The 11,330-nt window shown below is 60.0% G+C and carries 11 protein-coding genes; 4 read left to right on the forward strand and 7 right to left on the reverse strand.

Translation table 11 applies throughout. The features are described from left to right. Positions 1-1,960 precede the first annotated feature (1,960 nt). From gspD to gspG, 5 genes are read right to left on the reverse strand one after another with little or no spacing between them, the layout of a single operon-like run. A complete protein-coding gene (gene gspD / locus J5M66_RS13150) occupies positions 1,961-4,348 on the reverse strand; it encodes a type II secretion system secretin GspD (protein WP_207809822.1) in 2,388 nt (795 codons plus the stop codon). Beyond that, positions 4,345-4,893, reverse strand: a complete 549-nt coding sequence (gspM, locus tag J5M66_RS13155) for a type II secretion system protein GspM (RefSeq protein ID WP_207809824.1) — start codon at positions 4,891-4,893, stop codon at positions 4,345-4,347. The genes gspD and gspM overlap by 4 nt, the downstream gene beginning before the upstream one ends. Beyond that, a complete protein-coding gene (gspL, locus tag J5M66_RS13160; protein ID WP_207809826.1) occupies positions 4,886-6,007 on the reverse strand; it encodes a type II secretion system protein GspL in 1,122 nt (373 codons plus the stop codon). The genes gspM and gspL overlap by 8 nt, the downstream gene beginning before the upstream one ends. Then, positions 6,004-6,963, reverse strand: coding sequence for a type II secretion system minor pseudopilin GspK (gene gspK, locus J5M66_RS13165; RefSeq protein ID WP_207809828.1), 960 nt, complete (start codon positions 6,961-6,963; stop codon positions 6,004-6,006). Before gspK ends, gspL begins: the two co-directional genes overlap by 4 nt. Before the next feature lie 8 nt (positions 6,964-6,971). Continuing rightward, entirely contained in the window at positions 6,972-7,430 is a 459-nt protein-coding gene (gspG, locus tag J5M66_RS13170) for a type II secretion system major pseudopilin GspG (RefSeq protein ID WP_207809830.1), read from the reverse strand. Between the two features lie 148 nt (positions 7,431-7,578). Here gspG and gspI point away from each other — a divergent pair, with 148 nt between their 5' ends. Further along, a complete protein-coding gene (gene gspI, locus J5M66_RS13175; protein ID WP_207809832.1) occupies positions 7,579-7,965 on the forward strand; it encodes a type II secretion system minor pseudopilin GspI in 387 nt (128 codons plus the stop codon). 340 nt (positions 7,966-8,305) lie between these two features. On the opposite strand, the gene J5M66_RS13180 is transcribed toward gspI, so the two are convergent. Continuing rightward, positions 8,306-8,665, reverse strand: a complete 360-nt coding sequence (locus J5M66_RS13180; RefSeq protein WP_207809833.1) for a DUF6124 family protein — start codon at positions 8,663-8,665, stop codon at positions 8,306-8,308. Between the two features lie 672 nt (positions 8,666-9,337). On the opposite strand from J5M66_RS13180, the gene J5M66_RS13185 reads away from it, so the two are divergent. From J5M66_RS13185 to J5M66_RS13195, 3 genes are read left to right on the forward strand one after another with little or no spacing between them, the layout of a single operon-like run. Then, positions 9,338-9,835, forward strand: coding sequence for a PAAR domain-containing protein (locus tag J5M66_RS13185; protein ID WP_125927373.1), 498 nt, complete (start codon positions 9,338-9,340; stop codon positions 9,833-9,835). Positions 9,836-9,838: 3 nt separating this feature from the next. Next, complete coding sequence (locus J5M66_RS13190; protein WP_201278865.1) at positions 9,839-10,444, forward strand: hypothetical protein; 606 nt, start codon at positions 9,839-9,841, stop codon at positions 10,442-10,444. Further along, the gene (locus tag J5M66_RS13195) at positions 10,441-10,830 is read left to right on the forward strand and encodes a hypothetical protein (protein ID WP_207809835.1); all 390 of its coding nucleotides are present in this window, start codon (positions 10,441-10,443) and stop codon (positions 10,828-10,830) included. The genes J5M66_RS13190 and J5M66_RS13195 overlap by 4 nt, the downstream gene beginning before the upstream one ends. Before the next feature lie 157 nt (positions 10,831-10,987). On the opposite strand, the gene J5M66_RS13200 is transcribed toward J5M66_RS13195, so the two are convergent. Beyond that, positions 10,988-11,330, reverse strand: a 343-nt coding sequence (locus J5M66_RS13200) for a DUF6124 family protein (protein ID WP_207817488.1), incomplete at its 5' end; no start/stop codon positions are given.

An 11,330-nucleotide genomic window follows, 5' to 3' on the forward strand; every position in this document is an offset into this window, starting at 1 on the left:
TGGGATCTTCTGTGGTAATGCGATCCCCCGTGGCGAGGGGATTTATCCCCGCTCGGCTGCGCAGCAGACCCAAAACCTGAGAACCGGTTTCCAAAGGCAAATCGCGTGTGCCCGGTTTACGACTGCTGCGCAGCCGAGCGGGGATAAATCCCCTCGCCACAATCATCATCTCAGTCAAAACCGGGTGCTCCCTTCGATCGGTACCGTGGCAATGCGATCCCCTGTGGAAATGGAATCCTCTGTGGCAATGGGAACCTCTGTGGCGAGGGGATTTATCCCCGTTGGGCTGCGCAGCAGACCCAAACCTTGAGAACCGGTTTCTACAAGCGAATCGCGTGTACCGGTTTTACGACTGCTGCGCAGCCGAGCGGGGATGAATCCCCTCGCCACAGTCATCATTCCAGTCAAAACCGGGTGCTCCCTTCAATCGGTACCGTGGCAATGGGATCCTCAGCGGTAATGGGATCTTCTATGGCAATGGGATCCTCTGTGGTAATGCGATCCCCCGTGGCGAGGGGATTTATCCCCGCTCGGCTGCGCAGCAGACCCAAACCTTGAGAACCGGTTTCTCCAGGCAAATCCCGTGTACCGGTTTTACGACTGCTGCGCAGCCGAGCGGGGATGAATCCCCTCACCACAATCATCATCTCAGTCAAAACCGGGTGCTCCCTTCGATCGGCACCGTGGCAATGGGATCTTCTGTAGCAATGCGATCCTCAGTGGCGAGGGGATTTATCCCCGTTGGGCTGCGAAGCAGACCCAAAACTTGAGAACCGGTTTCTACAGACAAATCGCGTGTACCGGTTTTGCGACTGCTGCGCAGCCCAACGGGGATAAATCCCCTCGCCACAGTCATCATTCCATTCAAAACCGAGTGCTCCCTTCAATGGGTACCGTGGCAATGAGATCCCCTGGGGCAATGAGATCCTCTGTGGCAATGCGATCCCCTGTGGCGAGGGGATTTATCCCCGTTGGGCTGCGAAGCAGACCCAAAACCTGAGAACCGGTTTCTACAGGCAAATCGTGTGTACCGGTTTTACGACTGCTGCGCAGCCGAGCGGGGATAAATCCCCTCGCCACAGTCATCATCTCAGTCAAAACCGGGTGCTCCCTTTAATCGGCACCGTGGCAATGAGATCCCTTGTGGCAATGAGACCTCTTGTGGCGAGGGGATTTATCCCCGTTGGGCTGCGAAGCAGACCCAAAACTTGAGAACCAGTTTCTACAGACAAATCGCGTGTCCCGGTTTTACGACTGCTGCGCAGCCGAGCGGGGATGAATCCCCTCGCCACAATCATCATTCCAGTCAAAACCGGGTGCTCCCTTTAATCGATGCCGTGGCAATGCGATCCCCTGTGGCAATGGGTACCTCTGTGGCGAGGGGATTTATCCCCGTTGGGCTGCGAAGCAGACCCAAAACCTGAGAACCAGTTTCTCCAGGCAAATCCCGTGTACCGGTTTTACGACCGCTGCGCAGCCGAGCGGGGATAAATCCCCTCGCCACAGTCATCATCTCAGTCAAAACCGGGTGCTCCCTTCGATCGGGGCCGTGGCAATGGGATCCTCAATGGCCATGGGTACCTCTGTGGCGAGGGGATTTATCCCCGCTCGGCTGCGCAGCAGACCCAAACCTTGAGAACCGGTTTCTCCAGGAAAATCGCATGTGCCCGGTTTACGACTGCTGCGCAGCCGAGCGGGGATAAATCCCCTCACCACAGTCATCATCTCAGTCAAAACCGGGTGCTCCCTTCAATCGGTGCCGTGGCAATGGGATGCCCTGTGGCAATGAGATCTCTTGTGGCACTGGGTTCCCCTGTGGCGAGGGGATTTATCCCCGTTGGGCTGCGAAGCAGACCCAAAACCTGAGAACCGGTTTCTACAGACAAATTGCGTGTACCGGTTTTACGACTGCTGCGCAGCCGAGCGGGGATGAATCCCCTCGCCACAGTCATTATCTCAGTCAAAACCGGGTGCTCCCTTCAATCGGTACGGCTTTGATCGTGGCGCGTGGGCCTGATGTCGGCCCCGGCCCCGGCGCTGGCACGCCTTGCGCGGCGCTTGGCAATTGCGGCGCCTGCATGTCGGGCATCGCCCAGCTGCGTTCCGGTTGCAAGCCGCCCTGGGCGCGGCGCATGAAGTCGTAGCGGTTGAGGGTGATGCTGCGCCCCGCTTCGCTGTCGCGGATGATGTACGGGCGCAGGAACACCATCAGGTTGGTCTTGGTGATCGCCCGGCGTTCGTTGCGAAACAGCGCGCCGATGCCCGGCAGGCTGCCCAGCCACGGCACCGCATCATTGCTCTGGCTGTAGCCGTCCTGAAGCAAACCACCGAGGACCATGATCTGCCCATCGTCGAGCAGAATGCTGGTGTCGATCGCGCGCTTGTTGGTGACGATGCCGGCGGCGGTCACGCTGTTGGACGCGCGCTCATCAATGCTGCTGACCTCCTGATAGATATCCAGCTTCACCGTGCCGCCCTCGGAGATCTGCGGACGCACGTTGAGCTTGAGGCCGACCTCTTCGCGGGTCACGGTCTGAAACGGGTTGTTGCTGGTGCCCCCGCCGCCAGTGACGTAGCTACCACTGACAAACGGGATGGTCTGGCCGACAAAAATGCTCGCCGCTTCGTTGTCCAGCGTCAGCAGGTTCGGCGTAGACAGCACGTTGGTGCCGCCCTTGCTCTTCAGCGCTCGGGCCAGCACTTTCAGGTCGAGAATCTTGCCGATGCCGGGGATGTCGACCGTGCCGTTGACATAGCCAAGGTTCAAACCCTGCGGCAGCACGTCGATGCTGTTCTTGGCCCCCGTGTTGAGCCCCGCGCCACCCAGATTGGCGCCGCCGATCACGCCCTTGCCGCCGAGATCACCGGTCTGCCACTGCACACCGAATTCACTGGCATCGTCCTCGCCAACCTCAACGATCAGGCTCTCGATCACCACCTGCGCACGGCGCTGATCGAGCAGATCGATAACCTCACGCAAATTGCGATACAGCGGCTCCGGCGCGGAAATCAGCAGCGTGTTGGTGGTGGCGTCAGCCTGAATCGTCACCCCGCCGGCGCTGAAGGCAACGTTCTGTTCGCTGCTCTGCGTACCGCCACTGCTGCTGCCGCCACCACTACCCTGCGCATAGCTGCCGCCGCTTGCGCCGCTGCCAGTCGTCGTTGAAGTGCCCGTGCTCGGCGTGCTGCTCTGGCCGTTCTGCCCGAAATTGCCGCCGGTGCTGCTGCCCATCGCGCTGAGTACCGACCGCGCCGCGTCGCTGCTGCCGCTGTCACTCTCGCCGGTGAGCAAACCACGCAAGGCCTGCGCCAGTTTCGCAGCTTGGGCGTTACGCAGATAAACCACATGCAGATTGCTCGGATTGCTCTGCGCGTTGTCGAGTTTGTAAATCAGATTGCGCGCCAGCTCGGTGCGCTCGGGGCTGCCGGCGCGGATGATGATGGTATTGGAACGTGGGTCGCCAATCACGGCGATTTTCTGCGTCGGATCATTGCCCGGCGCGTCGAGCAAGTCGGCCACCATCGGTGCAATGTCGGCGGCGATGCCGTTCTGGATTTGCACTACATCGGTGTCGATCGCGCTCGGCGTGTCGATGCTCTCGATCAACTGCGCGACGCGGGTGAGGTTCTCGGCGTAATCGGTGATGACCACGGTGTTATTGCCGGGGTAGGCATTGATCGGATTATTCGGCGAAACAATCGGGCGCAGCACCGGGATCAGGTTGACCGCGTTTTCGTATTGCAGGCGAAACGTGCGCGTGAGCATGCCGTTGCCGGCCGGTTTGTCGGCGCTGTAGATCGGCCCGCCGAGCAGTTTCGCGTCGGCCTCGGGAACCACCTGCGCCACGCCGCCGACATCGACCACGCTGAAGCCTTGCATGCGCAACGCCGCGAGCAGCATGTCGTAAGCCTGGCGGGCTGGCACCTGACCTTCCGAGACCAAGGTCAGATTGCCTTTGACCCGTGGATCGACGAGAAACTGCTGCCCTGTGGCCCGCGACAGCGCCCGCACCACCGCCTGAATATCCGCCTCGACAAAATTCAGCGTCACCGGTTGCTCGCCCAACGGATTGCGCGGGATCGCATTGCTCGGCGCAACACCAGCACTGCGCCCACGCTGACTGATGTTGTGCAACTGCTTGGGCACCGGCCGCGCCTGAGCCTGCGCCCGTTCGCGATCGGCCACCGCATCGCCGCTGCGCTGGGTGTTGGCCAGCGGCCGCCCGAGTTCGCTGTCGACCAATAGCGGCGGCTGATTCTGCGGCGCCGTGGTGCTGTTGCACGCGCTCAATGCCATCAGCAACAACGGCAGCGCCAGACGTGCCGGTTTGCAGCGTGACTCCTTCATGAAGCTTCCTTAGCGCCCTGCGCCTGATCCATGCGAACGGTGCCTGACAATGTGCCGGCAGTGACTTCGGTCGAGGCCGCGCTTGCGCGCTGCAACTGCGCCTCGACCACCTGCAGAGAAAGTTGTGACGGCTGGCTGAGCAGCCAGTCGAGCAGCGCATCGGCCGGCGCGGCGTCGACATTCAACTGCCACGCGCCGTCCTCCGCCGCGTGTAATTGGTAATGCCCGGCGAGCCCCGCCGCTTGCAGACTTTGCTCCAGCGACTGGTCAACGCTTTGCCCCTGCGGCCGCACATTGACGCTGCGCAACAGCACTTCCAGTGCTTCGGTTTGTGCGCGCAACTTGGGCGTTTCGCTCTGCCAAAAAGTGATCCTGGCCAGCGGCGGCTTGACCAGCGTCAGCCAGATCAGCAGACCGACAAGCACCAGCGCCATGCCGGCGACCATGCGTTTTTCACGCAACGCCAACGGCTGCCAACGCGCCTGCAACTGGCTGCTGAAGCGCTGCCAGCGCGCACGGTAAATCGCCAGCGTCGCCCTACTCATCGTCTGCTCCGCTGTCGTCGTCTTCGTTGGTGTTTGCGCTGGATTCATCGCTCGGCCGCAGCGTCCAGCCTTCGTCATCGGCAGTGACGCTGATGCCGGCCTGGGCCAAGGTGCTTTGCCAGTCCTTGTCGTGGCCGCCACGGTTCGCATCGCTTAGCAACGCCAGTTGCAAGGCGCCGTCGCGATAGGTCAGGCGCTCGACACTGCCGGCCATGAACGGCATGCCCGTGCCGGCCTGCAACACCAGTCGATTGAAATTCTGCGCCGGGTCATCGACCGCGCCTTTTTGCCGCTGCTCCAGTTGCTGGCGCGCCTGTTGCAGCGGGTTGAGAATCACCGGCAATTCGGGAAAGGCCTGCTTCACCCGCTGGCTCATCTGCGCCTTGAGCTGCCGGCCCTGCCGCGCCTCGCGAGCGGCGTACAGATTCAGGCCGACCACCCAGACTGCCACGGCCAAAGCCACACACCCGACAGCGCGACCCCAGCCACGTTGCTCGCCGCCGCTTTGCTGCAGACCACCGTGCAAACCCCAACCAGGCAAGGGGCCAATCCAGCGTTGTGCTGATCCGGCTTCAAACGATGCCTCATCAACTTCATCACCGAGCAACGGTTCAACCTGCGCGCTGTTCAAACTCTCGCGCCGGAGCCAATGACCGTCCGCCACACAAGCAACAACCCCCGGCAGCACCGGCAGGCTGTACGGCGCCGGATACAAACCGCGCAGCGTCAACCCCGCCTGCTTGAGTACCGCAGCTAGACGCTGCAAGTGCTGCCGCGCCACCCAGGCGATTTGCACCTGCCCACTCGCATCACGAGGACTGTGGCCGATATGCATTTGGCTGCTGTCACCGAGCATCAACGCCTGCGCCGCACACTGCACAGCGGCCGCGGTTTTGTTAGCGGGCAGCGGCGGCAGATCAATGCTGGCGAGCAGGCTGTCGGCCGGGTGCAGAAAGCACAGCAGCGGTGGTTGCTTCGGCCGTTGCCCCAACTCGCTCAGCGTAAGCCGTTCCTCACGAATGACCTGCCCCTGACGATCCAGCCAGGCGCAGCTCACTTCGCTGTGCAACTCCAGCTCCGCCAGCGGCGGCAACGCGACGCGCAACTGGCTCATGCGCCCACCCGCGACCAGATCACCTGCGGCAGTCGATCTTCGCTGCGGTGCAGCAAAGCATCGAGGCTGACCCGGCGCTGATCACGCCGCGCCTCACCGCGTAAACGAAACCAGTCACTGGTGATGCCGACCTTGACGCTGCTCACTTCCAACTGCGGCATGCGCAAGCGGTTCACAAAATCGCCGCGATTGATAAACCAGCGCCCGGCGTCACGCTCGGCAATCAACGCCGTCGCGCGCTCCAGCGAAAGCCCCGGCACATACGCCGCCAGCACCTGCGCCGTGGCGGTATTGCCGTTGATCCACGTCGTCGCCGGAATGACCGTCACGTACAACGCCAGTTGGCCGATCAGCGCATCGGTCACGCCTTCGACGCTGCGCAAGTCATCGAGTGTGCGCAGCATCGGCACCTTCGGCGGTGGCGGTTTGTGATCGGCATCGGGCGAAGTCGCTCGGCCACTGTCGAAACCGGCTTTGCCCGTCGCACCAATCTGCGCATTCAGCAGATGCGGATAACCGGCAATCACCCGTTGGCGGATGCGCTGGCTGACAACGCCACTCACGCCGATCAGCTCGCACAAACGCGCGAACGCCTGCACCTGCGCCTCATCGATGCGCTCATTGGCGACCAGATTGCGCAAGTTGAACTTGCCCTGCTCGTCCTCCAGCCGCCCGGCAAAACCCGCCGCCAACAACGGCTGCGCCCAGGGCTGATCACGCCGGGTCAACGGATCATGCAGGCGCGCATCCCAGAGCAACTGCCGGCTGATCTCCAAGCCACCCTGCGCCACCCACCGCCCCTGCACCCGCTGCTGATCGGCCTCCAGCGCCCGGGTCGCCACGCTCTGACGCGTCAACATCCCCGCCGCAATCACCGCTACCACGGCGGCAATCAACAACGCGCTGATAATCGCCATGCCCTGTTGCTTCGCCCCGTTGAGCGAACCTGTGTTCACGGCCGGCCTTACAACTGCCAGGAACCGATATCGGCATTCACGCCATCGCCGTCCGGCTGGCCATCGGCGCCGAGGGAAAAGATATCGACCTCACCATTCGCGCCCGGGTTGAGGTACTGATAAGGCCGGCCCCAAGGGTCATTCGGCAAACGCTCCAGATACGAACGCCAGTTGCCGTTCTTCGCATCCGCCGGCCGCTCGACCAGCACCTTCAGCCCCTGATTCATGCTCGGATACGTGCCGTGATCGAGGCGATACAACTTCAATGCCTGCATCAACCCACCAATATCCTGCTTCGCCGCCGTCGCCCGCGCCTGATCCGGCCGGTCGAGCACCTTGGGCACCACCATCGCCGCCAGAATCCCCAGAATCACCACCACCACCATGATCTCGATCAAGGTAAAACCCTGCTGCCCACGCGGCATGCGCGGCGACTGACTGAGCGTGTTCAAAGGTGCGATATCCATCTCGACATTCCCTAGCTTGATCCGAATTCGACGCGCAGTGTTGCAAGAAGATATGTCAGGGATGTTGAAAATCCTCGGGTGTTTCCGTCGTCAAGCCGTCAAGGACGGGGGTTAGCGTCGAGGGCTGGGTTTTGCTTTTGGGCCATGTATGCGCGCGCGAACGCGAGAGGAAGGATTCACCCTGATTGAAGTGCTGGTGGCACTGGCGATCATCGCCGTCGCCATGTCCGCCGCCGTGCGCGTCGCGGGGTTGATGACGCAGAGTAATGGGCTGTTGCGGGATCGATCGATCGCGCTGATTGCCGCGCAGAGCCGGATGGCTGAGCTGCGGTTGGAGGGGCGATTGCCGAATGGGATGAAGGCTGTTGAATGTGATCAAGGAAGATTGTTGTTGCGCTGCGAACAGGTGATCGCCAGCGCAGAGAATGGACGGTTGCTCAAGGTTGGAATCCAAGTATTTGATCGCAATCAGGATGCGCCGCCGTTGGCCAGACTGGAGACCCTGTTGTCACGGCCAGGAAGCCCCTCACCCTAGCCCTCTCCCGAGGGAGAGGGAACCGATTCGGGGATATTCGAGAAATACGCCGACCTGAACGCATCGCCCTGAATCCATAATCAACGCGGTCGCTCAGGTCGATTACAACGCAAGACACCTCGGTCGGCTCCCTCTCCCTCCGGGAGAGGGCTGGGGTGAGGGGCTTTTCTGCCGCGGTGCATAAGCATCAAAAATCCATAATCAACACGCTCGTCCAGGTCGATGTGCAACGCAAGACACCTCGGTCGGCCCCCTCTCCCTCCGGGAGAGGGCTGGGGTGAGGGGCTCTTCTGCCGCACCTAAAATCCCAAGGCCCAGCGCCGGACCAAGGCCAACAACATCACCCCGCCACCTCCAAATTATCCATAACCCGATTCACCGCCAGCTCCCCCAACATGATCAGTTGAGCAACCCCCAACAGCGCCCGCCGCTGCGGCGCCGGCAACAGACTGGAAATGTCCTGAGCAATCGTCTTCGCCGAAGCAAGCGTTTCACTCGCATCCGCCAGCAGTTCTTCGTTTTTGGTATCAGCGGTAACGGCGTACATGCCACGCGCCTTACGCGGCGGAGGCAGGAGATTGTTTGGCGACAGGTAATGATCAAGCGCGCGGTCAGCGGCTTCGTGGAGTTTGTTGGAGTCGAGGGAGTCGTAGGGAGATGTGGGATCGGTTTCGGGTGGGTTGGGTGTTTGTTTGATCATGGTGAAGCTCCTTGATTATTGGAGCCGCCACGTTTCGCTGCGAAACGAAGAGAGGTGGCAGCTGTACGCAGGTTCGCAGACCGGGAATCAAGGAACCCGGCATACCCGAAGGTATCCCGCGCACAGCCGCCATAAAGCACCATTGCCGAAACGGCAACGACTTGGAGCGCTGTGCGCCTTGATTGATCCGGGCTGCGAAACCCGACCGCTGATTCGTCAGCGACCGCACCACAATAGAACCCGCCCCCTAGGCGCACAAGCCGGCGGATTCTGGCGTAGCTGTAGGCAAAGGCGCAAGGATATGTAGCCTGGGAGCGTGACTGGAGATGTCTTTTTAAACGTTGGTGTTCAACACGTCCTATCGCGCTCCGATTTCTAAAAACGATCCGTCATCCGTTGCCAGGGATTACCTTAGCTCGCCCGATCTTTATGACGCCAAACAGTCAACTAATAATTTGTAAGTAGATATTGAGCGCATCGCCTGCCTCGGGCATGCTGCGCGCAGCACATTTACATGGACAGTAAAAACGTTATGCACCCCTCCAAGGATATGCCCATTCTTCTCACGTACACGCTGGACACCACCGCACTATTTTGGCAGCCGATATCCATCGCCCCCTTATCGACTCCATTCAGGCCAAGGAAAACTGAAACTTTGAAAAGGAATTATTCATGAGTGGCAAACCCGCTGCGCGAGTCACAGATCCAACCAGTTGCCCGCTTCCTGGGCATGGCACAAACCCTATTGTCAGCGGTTCGCCCAATGTGAATTTCGATGGCCTTGCTGCCGCTCGAATGACAGATAAGTCCGCGTGCGGTAGCCCAATCACGGGCGCCGTCAGCAGTACGGTATTCATCAATGGGCTGAACGCTGCGACTAAAGACAGTATCGGCGGCCACGGCAACGTGGTTATCGGCGGATCCGGCACGGTCATTATTGGCGACACCGTCGTATCAGCGCCCTTCAGCGGTCTGCTGCCAATGCCGGTGCACTTTAGTGACAAGTTCAGACTGGTTGACCAAGAGTCTGGAAAACCGTTAGCCAATTTTGAATACGCCATTCAACGCGCTGACGGCAGCATGGAGCACGGCGTAAGTGATCCGATGGGATACACGCACATAGTGAGTTCGCACCTGCCTGAAACCATCAAGCTGTTTCTTGAGGATTAAGGCATGGCTGAAGTGATTAGCAAAAGTGGCAGGAAGATGTCTCCCGTCGCCACGCGAGAAGTGACGGCCGTCAAAGACACCACCCCAAAAACTGTAGCGCTGGACGCTAAAAAACAGATAAGACGGGCAGAGAATGAAGAGTATTTGAAGGATAAGAACGTAAAGGCCTTTTTGGCTGCCATCGCCAAAGCCGAAGGCGGTGACTACCACGCGAAATATGGATACGGCTGGGCAAAGGGCTTTCAGACCGGGAAATGGACGTTCACTGATGAATCAACCCATCCGGGCGCCGGCTTCGGCGGATCCACAACGGCATCGGGCTTGTATCAGATAACCATTGCCACTTGGCGCGAGTATGGCGGAAAGATGGGGTTGACCGATTTTACGCCTCATACGCAAGACCTTATCGCGGTCGACATGCTGCGCACCCTGGGTGTGATCGACAAGATCAAGGCCGGCGACATTCCAGGCGCGATGCCGAAAGCAGCAACAAGGTGGGCGGCACTTCCCGAAGGTCCCGGCAAAAAGAATCACTACCCCCCGCAACATTACGTCGAGTATCCGGAGTTTTTGTCCAGCTACAAAGCCGCTGGAGGAACAACCAAATGAAGGCTTCAACCCTCGTATTTGTGGCACTTTATTGCATGGGTATCAGCGCAACGTTTGCCGATGACTCACAGGCGTCAAACGACAAGCGCGGGCCAGCAGGCATCGTCGTCGGTGAGCGTTTGGCTGCGGCCAAGTCCAAGCTCGTCAAACAAGGATGGAAGCCAACGCCGATGCACACCACCGACGGGTATGAATACAGTGGCGTGGAGAAGGAGCTGGCTACACGCAAGTACTTCGAACTGGACACCTGCTCGTTTGATAGCTCGCGCTGCATCTTGTACTACTCGAAGAAAGGCGCTTGCCTGCGGGTCGATACCATCGGTGAGCAGTTCAACGACATGACGGTGACGCGATGGACCCGTGAATGTCCTGAAGCGACTCAATAACGACACGAAGACAACGTGGTAATAACCGACTGCTCCCACAGATTTCAGGATCGTAGACAACATCTGCAATCAGCATAAAACCCTGTGGGAGCGAGCTTGCTCGCGAAAGCGCCAGAATGAGCATCCGATCAATCACCAGGTGATCCCGACACCCGCATTAACCCGGCAATTCCAAATTATCTAGCGCCCGATTCACCGCCAGCTCCCCCAGCATGATCAATTGAGCAACCCCCAACAGCGCCCGCCGCTGCGGTGCCGGCAACAAACTGGAAATGTCCTGAGCAATCGTCTTCGCCGAAGCAAGCGTTTCACTCGCATCAGCCAGCAGTTCTTCATTCTTGGTATCCGCCGTCACCGCATATATCCCACGCGCCTTACGTGGCGGAGGCAGGAGATTGTTTGGCGACAGGTAATGATCGAGCGCGCGGTCAGCGGCTTCGTGGAGCTTGTTTGAATCGAGGGATTCGTAGGGAGACGTGGGGTCGGTTTCGGGCGGGTTG

The sequence above is a fragment of the Pseudomonas sp. 67(2021) genome (assembly GCF_017491835.1).
Classification (GTDB): domain Bacteria; phylum Pseudomonadota; class Gammaproteobacteria; order Pseudomonadales; family Pseudomonadaceae; genus Aquipseudomonas; species Aquipseudomonas atacamensis.

Coding starts and splice junctions, on each gene's coding strand:
- gspD (WP_207809822.1), bottom strand. CDS start 4,348: ATGAAGGAGTCACGCTGCAAACCGGCACGTCTGGCGCTGCCGTTGTTG.
- gspM (WP_207809824.1), bottom strand. CDS start 4,893: ATGAGTAGGGCGACGCTGGCGATTTACCGTGCGCGCTGGCAGCGCTTC.
- gspL (WP_207809826.1), bottom strand. CDS start 6,007: ATGAGCCAGTTGCGCGTCGCGTTGCCGCCGCTGGCGGAGCTGGAGTTG.
- gspG (WP_207809830.1), bottom strand. CDS start 7,430: ATGGATATCGCACCTTTGAACACGCTCAGTCAGTCGCCGCGCATGCCG.
- gspI (WP_207809832.1), top strand. CDS start 7,579: ATGCGCGCGCGAACGCGAGAGGAAGGATTCACCCTGATTGAAGTGCTG.
- J5M66_RS13180 (WP_207809833.1), bottom strand. CDS start 8,665: ATGATCAAACAAACACCCAACCCACCCGAAACCGATCCCACATCTCCC.
- J5M66_RS13185 (WP_125927373.1), top strand. CDS start 9,338: ATGAGTGGCAAACCCGCTGCGCGAGTCACAGATCCAACCAGTTGCCCG.
- J5M66_RS13190 (WP_201278865.1), top strand. CDS start 9,839: ATGGCTGAAGTGATTAGCAAAAGTGGCAGGAAGATGTCTCCCGTCGCC.
- J5M66_RS13195 (WP_207809835.1), top strand. CDS start 10,441: ATGAAGGCTTCAACCCTCGTATTTGTGGCACTTTATTGCATGGGTATC.